Genomic DNA, 18,284 nt, shown 5'->3' on the forward strand with positions numbered 1-18,284 from the left:
CGATTCACCATTCTTCGATGTCGTCGAAGATCGGAACCGGTACTTGGTCGGTACCGGGGCGACTCTCGGGCGGGCCCATCGCGTTCGGTGGTGTGGTGACGCTGCTCAGGTGGGCACGGCGAGTGCGATTACGTCGGGCTCGTTTGGTGTCCCGCTCTGCCGACGTGGCTACCTGACGCATCTTCTCGATCATCGCGAACAGAGCGTGTTCGTCGATAGTTGCTCGGCCGTGCTCTCGAAGACGCACCACCGCTGCCCGGTGTTCCCACGATGTCACCGCCGGATGTGACATCGTCCGGTACGGCACCTCGACATACCCGCCGCCGCTGTCGGGGTCCAGGACCCACACCCTGCTCAGATCTCGTGGATCACGCCGGATCACGAACTGACCCAACTTCTCTCGCCTAGCGATCCACGGTTTCAGAGCGTTCGAGAAGTACTGGATGTGGTCGATGACGAACCCTGTCCGGGTCAGGCGACGCCGGATGACGGGAAGGAAGTCCACCAGGAATGCGGTCTCGCCCACCACTGTCGACGTCGATCGAGCAGTATCGGCGTCGGTGCTGCTGATCCACTGCGCAGCGGGGCTCCGGCTCAGGCCGGTGTGCACGTCCGCGTGGTACGCCGCGACCGCGAGGATCAGCCAGCGTTCCAATTCTCGTAGCGTCAGGGCTGCCGTGCCCTCTGAGTCGTATCTGCCCCGCTGCGTTGGGTTCGAGAACGTGGTGCCGGGGAGTTCGTGGACCTGGGTCATGACGGTGCCAATGATGCGTTCGACGATCCCGCCGTAATGCGGCCGGCCGGGTGGTCGGTAGCCGAGGTCGATGCCGTGCTGCTCGCAACCACGCTGGAGCGCTTCACTTTTGAACTCGGCGGCGTTGTCGACATACAAGGCGCGCGGCTTTCCGACCATCGGCCACCGCACATCCGCGCCAAGGCCCAAAGCGTCGATCCATACGCTCTTGTCCGAGCACACCCTGCCCAGACACAACCCGACGGACACTGCGGACGGCGGATCGAGTGTGACGACGAACCCTGGCACACAGCGGCTGAAGACATCGATGGCAATCGTGAGATACGGACGTCCGATCGGTGCCCGGTCGTATTCGTCGACGATCATCAGATCGACCACGGTGTGATCGATCTGGACTTGTTGCAGAACGGCCGTCACCGGCGGCGGGACGTCGCCAGCGGATTGCCGCGATCGGGCCGCGTCCGGTCCGCCACGTGAGCGTGCGACGCGGCCCGGGTGCATTGCTGCGATCCGCGCGTTGACTGTGTTGCGGGCTGGGATCGGGAGTCCGGCGCGGCGGCAGGCGAGCGCGATACGACGATGCAGCGCAGCCACACTGAGCTTCTGGCGAGCCAGAAAGTCACGGTTGATGTGCTCGGCGATTACCACTTCCACCTCGGTCGGCACGCGGGAGCGTCCGCGCCCGCCTGAAGGTGCGGAGACCAACAGATCGGTGACCGCCCCTCCCCCATTCCGGAGCCTGGACAACAGCACGTACACACGCCGCGGCGAGACCCCCAACTGCTGCGCTGCATCCTCGACCACTGCGGTACCAATCGAGGATAGATCCGCTAGTTCGCTGAGCACTGCAAACCGCGTCCGTGCCTGCTCCCACTGCTCCGCCGACGCGGTCAGCACACCAGTCTCGGCGACATCGAACTTGTCCGCGTCCATCGCAGCCTCCGAACGCCCGGCCTGCGTGACCGACCGATTGTGCAGTCCACTTCTGCACTCAGAATGTCAGAAGACGACTGCAATCGGAGGTAAAACCCCAGGAATTTATGACGCCCACTTCTGAAACTGACATCACTCGTGTCAGTTTCAGAAGTCAGCTGCACTTGTTCAGAAGTGGGTGTCATACAGCCACTGTTAAAGGTAGACCTGTAGTCCGTCTCGAGCAGTCGCGGTCTTCCTACACGAAATGCGAACGTTCCCCTTTCGCCCGCGGCGGTGAACCTTCCCATTCATCACCCTCGCATCGATGATTTATACCCCTAGGGGTACTTGCATACCCCCCTAGGTATATGCAACAGTAGGTACACCCCGCCAGGAAGGATTGCCATGTGCTACCCCGTCGCATGCCCGACATGCGGTAAGACCACCTGGGCCGGCTGCGGGCGCCACATCGACAGCGTCATGAAGAATGTCCCACGGCCGCAGCAGTGCACCTGCTCGTCGAGCGAGGCACCCGATCCAGCTAGGCGCACCGGCTTTTTTCACTCCCTGTTTCATCGCTGACACCTCACCTTTAAGTCTTCGAGGAAGCTTTTGGGCCTTCGTGGCCTTGTCATATACCCCCACCCGTATTTAGGAGAATGCTATGTCCGTTCCCGCTACCGCGGCGGCTACCGACCGACACGACCGTGACCGGCCACCTGCACCTGGCGCACTCGGCCGCCTGGGGAGCGCGATGGTCACGCGTCGCCGCTGGGTGTTCGGTATCTGGCTGATCACCCTAATCGCCCTTGGATCAGCTGCACCAACGGTGTTTTCGTCGTTGGCCGGGGCCGGCTGGCAGGCCAACGGATCCGAATCCGTCCAGGTACGCGAACTCGCCCAGCAGCATTTCGGCGGCAACTCCTCTGCAGCAGTGCAGGTCGTCGTTCACTCCGACACCGCCTCGATCGACGACCCGGCGATGCAGCAGACACTCACCGACGTCGCGGCTGTGTTCGACAGCGACACCCGCTTCGGCGAGATCGTCGCCCCCCAGCCGGGCATGACCATCAGCCCCGACCGTCACACCGGCATCCTCATCGCCGGCGCAGACGCGAGTACCGACGACATGGTCAAAGCCGTCGACGAGGTCAAAGGCGAGCTGACCGCACTGTCCGGCAACGGTATCGAGATCTACCCCACCGGGTCGTCAGCACTGTGGTCGGACTTCAACAAAGCCAACCACGACGCCATGATCCAGGCCGAATTGTTCTCCTGGCCGGTCACTTTGGCGATCATGGTGCTCGCGTTCGGCTCTCTCGTCGCCGCGGGATTGCCGCTGCTACTCACCGTCGCCGGCCTGGTCGCATCCGCAGGCGGACTTGTTCTGCTCAACGGCGTCACGCCGATCTCGGTGTGGGCGATGAACTTCGCGATGATGTTCGCCCTCGCCCTCGGAATCGACTACGCCCTGTTCATCGTCGCCAGGTTCCGCGACGCACTGCGCAACGCCGATCCGCGTGCCGCGGTCGCCGAAACCATGGACACCGCAGGCAAAGCCGTGGTCCTGTCCGGACTGACCGTCCTGGTGAGCCTCTCGGCCGTCCTGCTCGTTCCCGCACCGGCGGTGCGCACCATGGCCGTCGGCATCATGCTCGCAGTGACGTTCGTGCTGATCGCCACCATGACCCTGCTCCCCGCAACCCTGGGTGCACTCGGCTCCAAGGTCAACGCCGCATCCTTGCCCTACGCCAAGCGTCAGCAGCACCGCTCCCCGAAATTCGCAGCCTGGGGTGAACTGCTGCACAAGCACCCCTGGCCGTTCGCTCTGGTGTCCGTGGGCATCCTCATCGCGCTGGCTCTTCCGGTCCTCGGACTGAAAGTGGCAATGCCCTCGATCTCTGTAGTGCCCGAGGACGCACCGGTTCGCCAGGGCTACGAGCTCGTCCAGGCCCAGTTCGGTGACGGCGCGCCCGGCGCACTGCAGATCGTCGTGCCAGCGTCGGATGCGGCCGCGACCGCCACCGCAGCCACTACCGTCGACGGAATCTCGATGGTCACCCCGCCTCAACCTGCGTCCGATGGCTCGAACTATTCACTGCTGCAAGCACTTCCCACTGTGGACCCCTCGGACGAGAGAATGGGCGCCATCCTCGGTGACCTGCGCGCACAGCTGCCGGAGTCGGCGTTGGTCGGCGGTGCGCCGGCGGAGAACCTCGATCTACAGCAAGCACTGAACGACTACCTACCGCTGGTGATCGGCATCATTCTGGCGCTCGGTTTCATCCTGCTGCTCGTTGCGCTCCAAGCACCCCTGATCGCGATCCTCGGCACCGCCGTCAGTCTGCTCTCGACCGCGGCAGCGTTCGGGGTCGCGAAACTGATCTTCCAGGACGGGCACGGTGCGTCACTGCTCGGCTTCACCCCGCAAGGCTTCCTCGACGGCTGGGGTCCGGTGTTCTTCTTCGCGATGATCTTCGCCATCGCCATGGACTACACCGTGTTTTTGCTCGCCACCGCGAAAGAGCACTACGAGAAGACCGGGGACCCGAAAGCCGCTCAGGTCGACGGCCTCGCCCACTCCGGCCGGGTCATCTTCGCCGCCGCCGCGGTCATGGTCGCAGTGTTCTTCACCTTCGCACTCTCCGATCCGCTCCCACCGAAGGAGATGGGCATCATCCTCGGCGTCGCGGTACTGCTCGACGCCTTCTTGATCAGGCTGATCCTGCTGCCGGTCCTGCTGCGTTTGAGCGGACACGCCGCATGGTGGTCACCGGCCTGGCTGCGCAAGGTGTTGCCCTCGATCAGCTTCTCGCACTGACCACCCTTACAACCCGAACGGAGCAATCATGATCGATCCGAACACCACTCGCTCGTCCGCGTTCGCGGGCTGGCCGATCGAACGTATCGTCCCCGCCCTCGCCGCCGGCGTCACCGCCACCGGCCTGGCCCTCGGCGAACTCCACGCACCGCAGTGGCGACTGCTCAGCGCGTTCGCTGCCGCGAACCTCGCCCTTTACGCAGCGGTCGGCTGGTGCCCGGCCAGCGCGCTTCTCACCAGGGTGGGCGTGCCGAGTATTCGCCAGCCCCGAATCGGGTAGGCCCAGATCACCGCAGTTCGACGACCGAAAGGAACTTCCCTTATGAACATCGCACTCTCGACCACTCTGACCGACACCGACTTCGACACCGCAGTCGACGCCGTCAAAGCCTCCCTCGCAGATCAGGGCTTCGGTGTTCTCACCGAAATCGACATGCAGGCCACGTTGAAGGCCAAGCTCGGCGAGGACATGGAGCAGTATCTGATCCTCGGTGCCTGCAATCCGTCCCTCGCGCACCGCGCCGTCGGGGTCATGCGCCAGATCGGCTTGCTGTTGCCGTGCAATGTCGTCGTCCGCGCCGACACCTCCGCTTCCGGATCGGTCATTGTCGAAGCGATGAACCCCGACATCATGGTCCAAGCGACCGGCGAGCCAGCACTGTCCGACGTCGCGGCCGAGGCCACCACCAAGCTCCAGGCCGCCATCGACGCACTCGGTGGCCAGGACGCAGCCCACAGCTGATGACCCTGACGCTGGCACTGGTCCTCGGCGTCGCCGTCGGCATCCTGCTCGGTCTCCTCGGAGGCGGCGGGTCGATCCTCGCCGTCCCGGTTCTCGTCTACGCCCTGGGAATGGACCTGTCGGAGGCGATACCGACATCGTTGCTGGTGATCGGTGTCGCCTCGGCGACCGGGGCCATCCCCAAGGTGCGGGCGAAGCTCGTCGAATGGCGACTGGCGGCGATCTTCGCGGCCACCGGTATCGTCGGCACGCTGGTCGGCAGCGTCCTGGGCAGGCATCTGCCCGAGGCCGCAGTGATGATCGGCTTCGCGATCGTCATGATCATCGCCGGGGCGCGGATGCTGCGCAGCACCGACGATGTCGGAACCGCTTGCAAGGCAGGAAGTTCCGGGATCGATTGGCGGCGATGCGCACCACGGTCCATACCGACCGGGTTCGGGGTCGGTGTCCTCACCGGACTGTTCGGCGTCGGCGGAGGATTTCTGATCATCCCCGCTCTGGTGCTGTTGCTGGGAATCGAGATGAGTGTCGCTGTCGGAACGTCGCTGGTGGTCATCGTCGCCAACTCCGCCGCCGGACTGATCGCTCAGGCCGACGGGCTCGGCGGGAACTGGCCACTGACAGCCGCGTTCGCCGGTGCGGCGATCGCAGGCTCGCTGGTCGCCGGAAAACTGAGCACACGCATCGACACCGACAAGCTGCGCACGTGGTTCGCCTACCTGGTGTTCGCCGTCGCGGGCTATGTACTTGTCGACACCCTCGTTCTTTCATGACCGACTGCACACACCGAACCGATGCCCCCGGGGGTAATCTGGAAGGACTACCACCATCACACACCCTCAGGAGACCGCAATGATCGGCGACGAAGACAGCATCGCATTGGTACTCAACCGTCTGCGCCGCGCACACGGCCAACTCGCCGGTGTGATCGGTATGATCGAGAACGGACGCGACTGCAAAGACGTCGTCACTCAACTCGCCGCCGTCTCCCGCGCCCTCGACAAAGCCGGATTCAAGATCGTGGCCACCGGCCTTCGTGAATGCATGACCGGCGACACCGCAGACAACAAAGAGCCCATGACCGAAGCAGAACTGGAAAAGCTCTTCCTCGCACTGGCCTGAACGAGGACGTTTCACGTCAGAAACGAGGCCGACCCGATTACACCGTAGGAGTACCCCGTGAGCACCACCGATCCAGACATCGCCATCATCGAAACGTCGAGCCTCGGCGACCGCAGCTACCTGATCAGCCACGACGGCATCGCCGTCGTGATCGATCCCCAACGTGACATCGACCGCGTCCTGGCACTGGCCACGGAGAAGAACGCCGCGATCACCCACGTACTCGAAACCCACATCCACAACGACTACGTCACCGGCGGACTCGAACTCGCACGCGCCACCGGAGCCGAATACGTTGTGCCCGAGGGTGACCCGGTCGAATTCGAGCGACGGGCAGTGGGGGACGGCGATGTCGTCGACGCGGGATCGGCGACGTTTCAGGTCATGCACACCCCGGGCCATACACATCATCACGTCAGCTACGTACTGCAACTCGGAGACGAACCGATCGCGATCTTCACCGGCGGCTCGATGCTCTACGGATCCACCGGCCGCACCGACCTACTCGGCTCCGAACACACCGACGAGCTCACCCATGCCCAGTTCCACTCGGTCCGTCGAATCGCCGCCGAACTCCCCGCCGACGTCGAGGTCTACCCCACCCACGGATTCGGTAGCTTCTGCTCCGCGACCCCCACCAGCGGCGACTCGTCGACCATCGGTGAACAGCAACAGTCCAATCCCGCGCTGACCCAGGACGAACAAACCTACGTCGACGAGTTGATCGCAGGACTGTCGGCCTACCCCGCGTACTACGCCCACATGGGCGTCATCAACACCGAAGGCCCCGCACCGATCGACCTGTCCACCCCAGAACCCGTCGACCCCGACGAACTACGCCGCCGCATCGACGACGGACAATGGGTCGTCGACCTCCGCGCACGCACCGCCTTCGCTGCCGGACATCTCGACGGTTCCCTCGGCTTCGAGCTGTCGACGACATTCGTCACCTACCTCGGCTGGCTCTACCAGTGGGGTGCGCCGCTGACCTTGATCGGCGACACATCCGATCAAATCGACGAGGCCACAAGGGAGTTGGCACGTATCGGCATCGACCACCCCTCCGGCTCCGCTGTCGGAGAGATTCATTCGCTCGCCAGCGACGGGCGCGTACGGTCCTACGAAGTGTCCGACTTCGCCGGACTCGCCGCAGAGGACTCGGACATTGCAGTGCTCGACACCCGTCAACAGTCCGAATACGCGGACGGCCACATCCCCGGTGCGATCAACATTCCCCTCCACGAACTGCCGCACCGACTCGCAGAAGTTCCCGACGGCAAAGTGTGGGTGCACTGCGCCTCCGGCTATCGCGCCTCGATCGCGGCCTCACTACTCGACCGGGAACATCGCAGCGTGGTGCTCATCGACGACGACTACAACCGCGCAACAGATCTCGGACTCGACACCTCGAAGACATGACGAAATGCTTCGACGACCGAACGCGACGAGACAGGCGTACCCCCAGGGGGTATATGTTGGTATCATCGGCCGCATGCACTCAGTGAATCGGCACGGTCGACGGGGCACAGCTCCGACGGCAGCTTTACTGATTGCACTGACGGTGTTCGGTGTCCTGTTGATGCATTCGGTGACACCGATGTCGATGCCCGTGACCGGCTCGATGTCCACATCGATGAGCGGCGGCCATGCCTCGTTCGCAGCACCGTCCCACACGGACGCCACGGTTCCGGTGATGACCGGGGAACATGACTGCCCGTCGGGGCACCAGATGATGCATCCCTGCGTCGGCACGACGGTGTCGTGGCCCGCGCTGACGGTCCCGGCGATGAGCGCAGCCCTCGACCTGGCGCCGACATCGGTGAACCGGATCATTGGACGGGCCGACTCCACGCTTGAGCGTGCGCCGCCGTGGACGTTATGGGAGTTGGACAGATCGGTGACCTTGCGAGTGTGACAGGGAGCCCGGCAGACGCGTGTCTGTCGGCGGATCGAACGACATCCAATTCTCTGCACTACCCACTCTTGCAAGGAGTTTCCTCATGCGTACCAAAGTCATTGCCTCGATCGCTGCTGCCGCCGCGAGCGCGTTCCTCGTCGTCGGCTGTAGCGACAACGCGGCCGATTCGTCGATGGACGGCCATGCGATGGGATCGATGTCCTCGGCACCGATGTCCTCGGCCCAAGCAAGCGCGTCCGCAGAGTTCAACGATGCCGACGTGATGTTCGCGCAGATGATGTACCCGCATCACGCCCAAGCAGTCGAGATGGCCGACATGGCGAACGGCCGCACCGACAACCCGGAGGTGCTGTCGCTGGCATCGGCGATCGCCGCCGCGCAACAGCCCGAGATGGACCAGATGACCACCTGGCTCACCGAGTGGGGCCAGCCCATGCCCGACATGGACAGGGGTGACATGGGTGACATGGGCGGGATGGACCACAGCTCCGGCAGCGGCATGATGACCGCTCAGGACATGGACGCGTTGATGGCAGCGTCGGGACCGGAATTCGACCGCCAGTGGTTGACGATGATGATCGCCCACCACACCGGCGCCATCGAGATGGCCAACACCGAAATCGCAGACGGTTCCAATCCTGACGCCCTGGAGATGGCCCGCACCATCGTCGCCACCCAGCAGCAGGAAATCGACACCATGCAGCGGCTGCTCGGCTGACCCGGCCCGCTATAGACAACGATGGCCGCATCCTCTCCGGCGGAGAAGGTGCGGCCATCAACGTTCCACAATTGTCAGGGCTGCGTTCCCGGTACGAGATCAGCTCTCACAGTGACGGTGTGCGCTGCGACGGAGGGTTGGAACTCCCCTCGTTCACCGCTCCGGTGATGGTGTCGGGCGTGAGGTCGAGTCGACGCAGTAATTGTGCGTTCGCAGCGACGATGATCGTCGACAGCGACATCAGGATCGCGCCGATCGACATCGGCAGCACGAACCCGACCGGCGCGAGCACTCCTGCCGCGAGCGGAACCGAGATGAGGTTGTATCCCGCTGCCCACCAGAGGTTTTGCTTCATCTTTCGGTACGAGGCGCGCGAGAGTTCGATCACCGACAACACCGACCTCGGGTCGTCGCTGGCGAGGATCACTCCGGCCGATGCGATTGCGACGTCGGTGCCGGCCCCGATCGCGATACCGACATCGGCCTGCGCCAGAGCCGGGGCGTCGTTGACTCCGTCGCCGACCATCGCCACCGTACGGCCTTCGCTCTGGAGTTCAGCGACGTTGTGCGACTTGTCTTCCGGTTTCACCCCGGCGAAGTAGCGGTCCACACCGAGCTCGGTGGCGACGGACTTCGCGACGGCGTCGGCATCACCGGTGATCATCACGACCGCGATTCCTCGCGCGTGCAGCGCGTCTACCGCAGTGCGTGACTCGGACCGGATCTCATCGGCGAGCGCGAGGGCACCGATCACGGCCCCGTCGGCGAGGACGTGCAGGATGATCGCCCCGTCCCCGCGCCACCGGTCGGCGACAGCGAGTTCGGATCCGTGTTCCTGCTCGAGCAGTGCCGGCCCGCCGACCTGGATCCGGACGCCGTCGACGTCGGCTGCGACCCCGACGGCGGGGGACGACTGAAAGCCGGCTGCAGCCGGGACCGTCAGGTTCCGCGCGCGTGCGGCCTCGACGATGGCACGGGCGAGTGGATGTTCGGAATCTGCTTCTGCGGCAGCGGCCAGCGCGAGAACGTTGTCGGCGGTGCGCCCGCCGGTCACCTCGACTGCGGTGACGGTGGGTTCACCCTTGGTGAGGGTCCCGGTCTTGTCGAACAGCACGGTGTCCACCGTGCGCATGGTTTCGAGTGCGAGCCGGTCCTTGACCAGAACACCGCCGCGGGCGGCGCGTTCGGTGGCGATGGAGACCACCAGCGGAATCGCCAGTCCGAGTGCGTGCGGGCAGGCGATGACCAGCACGGTGATGGTGCGGATGACGGCGTCGTCGGGCATCCCGACCAGAGTCCACACCGCAGCGGTGATGATCGCGGCACCGAGAGCGAACCAGAACAGCCAGCCAGCGGCGGTGTCCGCGATGCGCTGAGCGCGCGAGGTCGAGTTCTGGGCGTCGGCGACCAAGCGGCCGATGCCGGCGAGGGCGGTGTCCTCCCCTACTGCAGTGACCTGGACGCGCAGACCTGAGTCGGTGGCGACAGTGCCGGCGACGACTTGATCGCCGTCGCTGCGGCGGACGGTGCGTGATTCCCCGGTGATCATCGATTCGTCCATGCTCGCCGATCCGGAGACGATGGTGCCGTCCGCCGGTACGCGGCCGCCGGGGCGGACGACAACGACATCACCGAGCTGCAGCTCGGACGGGGGCACCGGCACCACATCGTCGCCCTCGACGCGTTCGGCGACATCCGGGAGCAACGCCGCCAACGAGTCCAGAGCGGAGGTGGTCTGGGCGAGTGATCTCATCTCGATCCAGTGCCCGAGCAGCATGATCACGATCAGCAGGGCCAGTTCCCACCAGAAGTCGAGCTGATGATCGAGCAGGCCGAGGCTCGCTCCCATCGACGCAATGAATGCGACGGTGATCGCGAGGGCGATGAGCAGCATCATTCCCGGTGCACGGGAACGGATTTCGCTGACTGCTCCGGAGAGGAACGGAGACCCGCCCCAGGCGTACATCACCGTTCCGAACACCGGAGAGACCCAGGCAATCCACGCTGCGTCGGGCAATGAGTAGCCGAGGAGCATCGCGAACATGTTCGAGGCAACGATCACCGGAACGGCAAGGACCAGCATGACCCAGAACAGGCGACGAAACATACCGACGTGATCACCGTGACCGGTGTGCCCGCCGTGCTCTGCGTTGTGCCCGCCGGTGTCGTGGTCCGACTGCGGAGTCGCCTTCTCTGCCCCGTCCGTGTGCATTTCGGGTCCTTCTTCATGCCCGCTGTGCTGCAGTCTGTTCGGCGGATCCGTCCGCGCGGAGTCGACGTCGGAGTGTGTGTGATCGTTCATCGTGCAGTCCTCTCATCCATCGAGTTCGATATCCATTCATCCCATGAACTCGTGGGTTCTGGTTCGGCTGTGTATTCGGCGTCGAGGGCGACAATGATCTGCGCCTGGACGAGCGCGGCTGCACTGGTGACCGTGAATGTCCCTGCCGCCGCCGATAACGCGACAGTGTCCATTCCGATCACGGCGTTGACGTCGTTGCGGACCGACGGCTCACAGTGGCCGTACATCAATACCGGCGTAACTGACAGTGCGTGATGATCATGCGTAGCTTTCGACATCTCGGACAACATATACCCCATAGGGGTATATGTCGATCAAGTCGAACCATACCCCTTCCTGATCCCATTGGGAAGAACCGTCAGGGTGTTGTCAACGCGTGAGCGCCAGTCGGCTGGCCACCAGGTGCACCCGCGGTCGCTGTCATGCTCACGGACGGGCATGGATGTCGATACCGATTCGGTCAAGGGGCGCATGCATCCGCGGCACAGCTGAGCCTTACAGCGACGGGCGTACCTGCACACGCGCGTGGATCATCGGCGTTCGCTGCGATTTCCGTTACGAGTCTTCTCACCGACTGGAGGCAGGGCAGGGCGAATTACGCCGTGTCACGGCGCGCATGGCGAGCCCGCGTGTCGACTCTCGAAGATCGCGGAACTGCTCGTTCGGTCGATCGCTGACGCCGCAGATCGGACGGTGGAGCGATACTGTCTCGTTCACCATGGGGCTGCGGCGACGCCGATGTAGCGTTGAGTAAGTCGTAGATGGGTGTATCACTCACGTTCGGTTCCACTTTCGATCTGATCGTTTCGGTGCGCCTTCGAACGCGCCGACAGTTGCCGCTCACCGGCCCCGGGCGAGCCCTGCCCTACCGGCCAGCCGGCGCGCACCGACATATCCAGTCCGCAAACTCGGTCACATGCGGTGAAAATGCCTGCCCGTCACACCGCAGTTGCTCTTTACCGAGTGTCGGCACGCTTGCGCAGCGCAGCGGTCGCCAATTCTGCGACCGCTGCGCGATAGAAATCTCGATCTATCTCCCCGGCCGCGAATCTACGATCGAGGATTTCCTGCGCGTCCTCCCCCGATTGCGGGCGAGCGGACATCAGCCGAACCGCACCCCAGATCAACAGAGCGATCACGAACAGCCAGAACGCGGCCATTCCTGCCATCATCGTCCATCCGCCACTCATGGTGCCCATATTCATCATTGCTGCTCCTCACTCTCGCACCAGCCACCTGCTGACCTGCGGAGTGTGGTCATCCCGCAGCTCCTACTATAACGCTTAGTAGTTCAGCTACTATCGAGCATAGTAGTTGACTGCTGTCGAGACGCCGTCGCCCGGACAGGCGATGATGGAGGCAACCTGTGGGAAAGAAATCCAGCAAGTCGCGATCGAAAGCGCACAAACGACGAACCACGGCGACACGATCCGGGGGCGGCCCACCGGCTCCCCACCCCGGTGCCATACGTACTGAGCCCCAGCCAAGGCATCCCCTCTCAGCGGTGGCCCCACATTCTGCGGTCAGCGTCGCCGCCGCCGATTATCTTCGAAGCAGGGGCCACTCGCCCGGCAGCGGTGCACTCCATCCCACTGTCGCCCGGGCTTTCGCGCCGGCCTCCACTACCCCACCGCGAGCGTCGGCCCAGGCCGCAGAACCGACGATCGATACTGCAGCGCCGCCGGAGCGCCCACGTGCCCGCACGCCTGAAGCTGTTGCGCCCGCACCGCAGAGTTACGCACCCAAGCGCTCACCAGCCACCAGTTGTACCGATGAGATTTCCCAGGTCGAGCCGCTGGGGCTTGCGGTGACGTACTGGGGTGTCGGCGGGGCCGATGCCGAGCCCAGCCACGACGTGGCGATTCGCTTCACTGGATCGCGGGTGGAAGTCGAGGGCCATGCATCGACCGAGAAGGTCGGTTTCGATCGGACTCTGGTCGTGAAATCACGTCCTGCCGCTGGAGGCCGGTTCGCCGCGACCACCCGTATTCAGGGCATTGCCAGCGGGGAGTGGGAGGTGAGTGCGCGACGCATCGACGGGGGCGCAGACAGTAGCGAACGGCAGCAGAACTCTGTGCTCACCGCGCGCACTGCGCTACTGACATACGGTCCCGCTGTGCGGGTGTGGAGTTGGCCGGCGTTGGTAGCCGCGGGAGCGGTGGTTGCATTGATTGTTCAGGGATTCCTGCTCTCACGCATGGATGCCAATGTTGCTGCTGCTGTTGCAATTTCAGCTCTGAGTTGCATTCTGGGATATATCGGTGCCAAGGTTTGGTACTTGATCTTGCACCGTCGACCGATATCTACTTTCATCCGCGCAGGAGCGTGCATACAAGGCTTCCTCCTCGTTTCGCTCGGCACCTTGGTCATCGGCGGAGCACTCGGGGGTATGGACGTCGGCGCAGTCCTGGATGCAACCACCCCGGGATTGTTTCTCGGCATGGCGATCGGTCGTCCGGGATGCTTCTTGGCGGGCTGCTGTTCGGGGCGTCCGACTCGATCTCGGTGGGGCCTGTTTTCGTCCGATCGCACCCTGGCGACGAGGAGGATTCCGGTTCAGCTCTACGAGGCCGCTGCAGCCCTGTTGATCGCGGGAGTTGCGCTCGCCGCGGTACTTCAGGTCGACCTTCCCGTCGGAGGGCTGGTCTTCCTGGGGAGTATTGCCGCATACACATTGGTCCGGCAAGGCCTGTTTCTGTTTCGAGTGGACGCGCACACTCGTCGAGGCCGACTCACTGTCTCGCTCATCTGCTGCGCGGTCCTCATCGGCGTCCTCGCAGCGTCGCAGGTGCTCTCGTGATCACCGAACGTATTTTTATGCGTGTGCCTTTCGGTGATCACCTCGATGCGATGGCACCGCATTCGGTGTCCCGATCGACGCTCCGTAGTCCGGCATCGATACTGACTGTCCTCGTCCTTGCACTCGCTGGATGTACCGGCGGCGAGGCCACTGAGCCCAGTGCGTCGATGCCCGTCGCTACGCGGGCAGAACTGCTCGATCCCGCTGACTTCGCCGCCGCGATTGCCGATCCCGGCCGAGTCACGATCAACGTCCATACCCCCAACGAGGGCCAGCTCCCTGGAACCGATTCGAGTCTTCCCTTCGACCAGATCCGACAACAGGCCGCGACGTTGCCGCCCGACCGGACCACACCGCTGGCGATCTACTGCCGTACCGGGACAATGAGCGCCACCGCGGCGAAAGACCTGGCCGCTCTCGGCTATACCGATGTCGTCGAACTACAAGGCGGCATGCTCGCGTGGCGACACACCGGACGAACCATCGAAGAATGATCAATCACCTTCCGCAGTGCCGACCCCGGAGGTTGATCACCAGAACGTGTCCGATGAAATCGGATGCCGAGATCGTCTTGTTCGGGGTTCACCAGGTCGGGACCGGACAATTCGCCGATGGTTCCCGCTGCTGCCGGGAAGTAGTCGATATCGGTTTGCCACCGGGCGCAACGGAGTCGAACGGGCCCCCTCCCCGTACCGCCGAATCAGAACCTCTCGCGCATGCTGTCCCGCTCAGCGCTACCAGCGCAGGGATGCCGCCGCTTGCGGAATGCCTTCTCGGCGGTGCTTCGGCTCCGTCGGCCAACTCGCTCACGAGCAATAGCGTGTGGACGTGCAGGCGCGCGATGACAGGCCAAAAACGAGACGGCGGCCGCCGGAGGACGCGGGCGCTCTACACCGAGGCGTACAAGCGTGAGCGCCGCCGTCAAGGTCGGGGTTGGGTGGTCCTGATGGCGGGTGTCGTGATCGGTGCGACCCACGTCGTAATTCATCTCGGGCAGCTTCGGTTTCTTCCGAGCGCCGGATGGCAGGATCTCGCGGTCGGCTATCCGATGGCGATGGTCCTCGCGCTCGTCGGTCTCATGATGATCGCTTCCCGCACCCGAAAGCCGAGGGGCGAGTATTGCGGACTCGCTCCCGTGATCTGTAGTGCCGCGCGGGGCATTTCATCCCACCGCGCAGGATGCCAACGTCATGGCCCCCAGCAGGGCCACTACTGGTAACGCAGGCAGGGCAACGGCGGTGCACGCTACGAACGCCCGCGCCCACCGGAGGGGAGCATGCGGGATCACTCGGTCCACGGCGAGACGATCGAGCCGCACAACGGTGGCATCGGAAACCATACCGAGGGCGGGCAGAGGAACAGGGTGCGGGCGCAGCGAAGTCAGAGCGCGCCGCACGGGGTCTCGTCCGTGCGAGCGGGCTGCGCGGGCGTCCGCGTCGAGTTCGACCAGAGCGCGCACGAGCGAAGGTGACGCTCGCATGATCGGTAGCCACGGAAACGCATAGGCCACCGACTCGGCAATGCCTACGAGCAGATGATGCCGGCCATCGATGTGTGCACGTTCGTGTGCGAGGACCGCCTCGACTTCAGCAGGCGTCAACTGCGTACGCAGCCCCTCGCTGGCCACGACCATCGCCGGTCGTCCCGCGACGCTGTACGCGAGAGGACTGTCCAACGGAAGCCACAAGGTCGACGCGGGTTGATTCGAACCGGAAAACCCGACGCCTCCAGCGATGATGCGCAGCAGATCGATGTGCCGCTCGTACACTCGCCGTCGCTCACACACTGCGCGCCTCAGGTGGACGATCCAGCGGACTGCGCCGCAGCCCAACATCGCAATCCCGACAACCCCGACGATGGCCTCGACGCGGGCAGGTATGTCGCCCTGAAGGGCGAGCCAGCATTGGTGTGCGATGTCGACCAGGGTCGTCACGCCCCCATGACTGGGGATCGCACTGAGCACGACCGGTACCGCAATGCTGACCAAGGTGCCCACAACGAGCGCCGACCACGTCAAGAGCGTGACGTGCGCATCGATACCTCTGTCGATCATCGACCTCATCAGCAATGGCGCGGCAGCCGCAACCAACAGCCCACCGAGGGCCCACAGGAGTACGGCAGTCACCTCTTACGCTCTTTCAGACCGCGGGTGAGCACCTTCGATTCGTCATCGGAAGCGCCGCGGGCGAAGTGCAGCAGCACGCTCGTCGGGTCGCCGGTCGATTCGAGAAGTATTCGCAAGGCGTCGGAGGCGGCTTCTTCCCTGCTTCGGGTGGCTTCGTACCAATATGCCCGTCCGTTGCGTTGTCGGTGTACCCAGCCTTTACGGTGCAAATTGTCGAGCACCGTCTGAATCGTGGTGTACGCCGGTTCTCGACCGTCCTCGAGTTGATCGATGACATCACGAACCCGGACTGCGGCGCTGGTATTCCACACCACGTCCATCACCAGAGCTTCGAGCTCTCCCAAACCCTGCATGAGTGCCTCCTAGGCGCGTGTTCACTCTATCCCGTCGAACGAGCCAGCTACGTGATCCTTCGGTAGCGAGCACCCTGGTCCGAGAGGTTTGCATGCCTCGAATACGAATGCGGCCGTAGGCTCACGCCAGGTAGGACACCGATGTCATCATTCCCGCTTCCCCGTGATAGAGGTTGTGGCAGTGCAGAAGCCACTGGCCGGGATTGTCGGTGTCGAAGTCGACTTCGACAGTTTGGTTCGGCAAGACCAGCGAGGTGTCCTTCCGGGGGCCTGATCCGGCACCGTTGACAACCTCGAAGGTGTGTCCGTGCAGATGCATGGGATGAAACATCGTGGTGGCGTTGACGAAGCGAAGTCGTACTCTTTCGCCTTCGCGAACGTCGAGGGGGGTGTGCTGCTCGTACGTCTCACCGTTGAGCGTCCAGGTGTACCCGCCCATCTCCATCCCGAGAGCGATGTCGTACGTGCGATCCGGCTCGCGTGCGGACAAGCGGACCGTATCGAGCGACCTCAGTCGATCAGCCATCACCGGGGCTGCAGAGAGTTCGGCAGGCCGGACTGAGGACTGCGGCGCGGCGCCTGGCCCGGTACGCAACACAGCGAACCCGCTCCCGTCCTTACCTTCCGCGGCGGCGACAATCGGAAACGCCCCGTCCTGCAAGGTGATGATTGCGTCGTAACGCTCTCCCATCCCTATCAACAAGCATTGCGCCTGCTCGGGCTGAACCGGAAATCCGTCGCTGTGAGTAACAGTGAGAGGATGCCCCCCCACTGCGAAACGGAAGGCCGTGTCGGCAGCTGCGTTGATGATGCGCAGGCGCAGCCGCTGGCCCGGCCGTCCGCCGAGCACGATGGGATCGGCCCCGATCTTGCCGTTGATCAGGTAGTACGGGTAGCTCACGTCGCCGGTGTCGCCACCGAGAGGCGACTGGGCGGTGGGCGCGCTCATCGACATGCCGCCCATCGACATGCCCTCGCTGCGCAGCCGCTCGAGTTCTCGATCGGGGTCGCCGGCTACCCCGTCGAGCCAGTCGTCCAGGACCAGGACGGCTTCGAGGTCGTAGTCCGAGCCGTCGGCGGGGTCCTCGACGATCAGCGGTGCATACAGTCCTCTGTCGAGTTGGGTACCGACGTGAGGGTGAAAGAAGTACGTGCCCGCGTCGGGCACGGTGAAGTCGTAGCCGAACGAGTCACCGGAAGCCACAGCCGGCTGAGTCAGGCCCGGCACTCCGTCCATGTCGTTGCGCAAGGCGATTCCGTGCCAATGGATCGTCGTCTCCTGCTCGAGGCGGTTGTCGAGCTGTGCGCGCAACACATCACCTCGGCTCAGGCGAATCTCGGCACCGGGGAGTCTGTCGCCGAAAGTCCAGGTCTGTACCTGCACTCCGCCGAGGTCGATCGTGCTGGGCTGAGCACTCAAGGAAATATCGACTTGTCTGCCGGTAGCCGAGCGGCGCGCGTCCTCGGCCTGTCCCACCACATCGGAGTCCGGTCCGACGACTGCTGTTGCGGACGAGCCATTGCCGCATGCCCCCAACACGACGGCACTCGTTCCGGCCGCGCTCAGCGCGAGAAAGTTGCGGCGCGTGAGCGAGAACGCACCTGCCCGCTGCCCGGTCATACACATCTCCCAATTCTGTAGAAGTCCGTCCGCCGGCGGGCGTTCGATCCTCGCCGCGTTGCTGGTGCTGGTGCTCGTGCTCGTGCTCGTGCT

The 18,284-nt window shown here is 64.0% G+C and carries 17 protein-coding genes; 10 read left to right on the plus strand and 7 right to left on the minus strand.

The window, feature by feature from the left end; genetic code table 11:
* Positions 1 to 4: 4 nt before the first annotated feature.
* Entirely contained in the window at positions 5 to 1,687 is a 1,683-nt protein-coding gene (locus tag R3P95_RS23570) for a Mu transposase C-terminal domain-containing protein (RefSeq protein WP_317549670.1), read from the minus strand.
* Positions 1,688 to 2,333: 646 nt separating this feature from the next.
* Here R3P95_RS23570 and R3P95_RS23575 point away from each other — a divergent pair.
* The 8 genes from R3P95_RS23575 to R3P95_RS23610 all read left to right on the plus strand — a co-directional run bounded on the left by R3P95_RS23575 (position 2,334) and on the right by R3P95_RS23610 (position 8,990).
* Positions 2,334 to 4,490, plus strand: coding sequence for an MMPL family transporter (locus tag R3P95_RS23575; RefSeq protein WP_219520294.1), 2,157 nt, complete (start codon positions 2,334 to 2,336; stop codon positions 4,488 to 4,490).
* A 28-nt stretch (positions 4,491 to 4,518) separates the two neighbouring features.
* A complete protein-coding gene (locus R3P95_RS23580; protein ID WP_027494151.1) occupies positions 4,519 to 4,770 on the plus strand; it encodes a YgaP-like transmembrane domain in 252 nt (83 codons plus the stop codon).
* Positions 4,771 to 4,812: 42 nt separating this feature from the next.
* On the plus strand, positions 4,813 to 5,232 hold the full coding sequence (locus R3P95_RS23585; RefSeq protein WP_027494150.1) for a DUF302 domain-containing protein: 420 nt from the start codon (positions 4,813 to 4,815) through the stop codon (positions 5,230 to 5,232).
* The gene (locus R3P95_RS23590; protein ID WP_219520296.1) at positions 5,232 to 6,005 is read left to right on the plus strand and encodes a sulfite exporter TauE/SafE family protein; all 774 of its coding nucleotides are present in this window, start codon (positions 5,232 to 5,234) and stop codon (positions 6,003 to 6,005) included. Before R3P95_RS23585 ends, R3P95_RS23590 begins: the two co-directional genes overlap by 1 nt.
* Before the next feature lie 79 nt (positions 6,006 to 6,084).
* The gene (locus tag R3P95_RS23595) at positions 6,085 to 6,354 is read left to right on the plus strand and encodes a metal-sensitive transcriptional regulator (protein WP_027494148.1); all 270 of its coding nucleotides are present in this window, start codon (positions 6,085 to 6,087) and stop codon (positions 6,352 to 6,354) included.
* 57 nt (positions 6,355 to 6,411) lie between these two features.
* Positions 6,412 to 7,773 (plus strand): MBL fold metallo-hydrolase, encoded by a 1,362-nt coding sequence (locus R3P95_RS23600; protein ID WP_008720030.1) that lies wholly within the window; start codon positions 6,412 to 6,414, stop codon positions 7,771 to 7,773.
* Positions 7,774 to 7,846: 73 nt separating this feature from the next.
* The gene (locus R3P95_RS23605) at positions 7,847 to 8,269 is read left to right on the plus strand and encodes a DUF6153 family protein (RefSeq protein ID WP_027494146.1); all 423 of its coding nucleotides are present in this window, start codon (positions 7,847 to 7,849) and stop codon (positions 8,267 to 8,269) included.
* An 85-nt stretch (positions 8,270 to 8,354) separates the two neighbouring features.
* Positions 8,355 to 8,990: a DUF305 domain-containing protein gene (locus tag R3P95_RS23610; RefSeq protein WP_317549671.1), complete on the plus strand. Its 636-nt coding sequence runs from the start codon at positions 8,355 to 8,357 to the stop codon at positions 8,988 to 8,990.
* 106 nt (positions 8,991 to 9,096) lie between these two features.
* Here the strand turns inward: R3P95_RS23610 and R3P95_RS23615 are convergent, their stop codons facing one another.
* The 3 genes from R3P95_RS23615 to R3P95_RS23625 all read right to left on the minus strand — a co-directional run bounded on the left by R3P95_RS23615 (position 9,097) and on the right by R3P95_RS23625 (position 12,500).
* The gene (locus tag R3P95_RS23615; RefSeq protein ID WP_032401336.1) at positions 9,097 to 11,292 is read right to left on the minus strand and encodes a heavy metal translocating P-type ATPase; all 2,196 of its coding nucleotides are present in this window, start codon (positions 11,290 to 11,292) and stop codon (positions 9,097 to 9,099) included.
* A complete protein-coding gene (locus tag R3P95_RS23620; RefSeq protein WP_045841178.1) occupies positions 11,289 to 11,570 on the minus strand; it encodes a hypothetical protein in 282 nt (93 codons plus the stop codon). Before R3P95_RS23620 ends, R3P95_RS23615 begins: the two co-directional genes overlap by 4 nt.
* 678 nt (positions 11,571 to 12,248) lie before the next feature.
* Entirely contained in the window at positions 12,249 to 12,500 is a 252-nt protein-coding gene (locus tag R3P95_RS23625; protein WP_317549672.1) for an SHOCT domain-containing protein, read from the minus strand.
* 296 nt (positions 12,501 to 12,796) lie between these two features.
* On the opposite strand from R3P95_RS23625, the gene R3P95_RS23630 reads away from it, so the two are divergent.
* The gene (locus R3P95_RS23630; protein WP_317549673.1) at positions 12,797 to 14,092 is read left to right on the plus strand and encodes a prolipoprotein diacylglyceryl transferase family protein; all 1,296 of its coding nucleotides are present in this window, start codon (positions 12,797 to 12,799) and stop codon (positions 14,090 to 14,092) included.
* Between the two features lie 17 nt (positions 14,093 to 14,109).
* Complete coding sequence (locus R3P95_RS23635) at positions 14,110 to 14,586, plus strand: rhodanese-like domain-containing protein (protein WP_317549674.1); 477 nt, start codon at positions 14,110 to 14,112, stop codon at positions 14,584 to 14,586.
* A 668-nt stretch (positions 14,587 to 15,254) separates the two neighbouring features.
* Here R3P95_RS23635 and R3P95_RS23640 read toward each other — a convergent pair.
* The 3 genes from R3P95_RS23640 to R3P95_RS23650 all read right to left on the minus strand — a co-directional run bounded on the left by R3P95_RS23640 (position 15,255) and on the right by R3P95_RS23650 (position 18,191).
* A complete protein-coding gene (locus R3P95_RS23640) occupies positions 15,255 to 16,217 on the minus strand; it encodes a M56 family metallopeptidase (RefSeq protein ID WP_032375712.1) in 963 nt (320 codons plus the stop codon).
* A complete protein-coding gene (locus R3P95_RS23645; protein ID WP_094610783.1) occupies positions 16,214 to 16,570 on the minus strand; it encodes a BlaI/MecI/CopY family transcriptional regulator in 357 nt (118 codons plus the stop codon). Before R3P95_RS23645 ends, R3P95_RS23640 begins: the two co-directional genes overlap by 4 nt.
* A 121-nt stretch (positions 16,571 to 16,691) precedes the next feature.
* Positions 16,692 to 18,191: a multicopper oxidase family protein gene (locus R3P95_RS23650; RefSeq protein WP_094662170.1), complete on the minus strand. Its 1,500-nt coding sequence runs from the start codon at positions 18,189 to 18,191 to the stop codon at positions 16,692 to 16,694.
* Between the last annotated feature and the right edge of the window lie 93 nt (positions 18,192 to 18,284).

Origin of the sequence: Rhodococcus cercidiphylli (genome assembly GCF_033042225.1) — a bacterium.
Classification (GTDB): Bacteria; Actinomycetota; Actinomycetes; order Mycobacteriales; family Mycobacteriaceae; genus Rhodococcoides.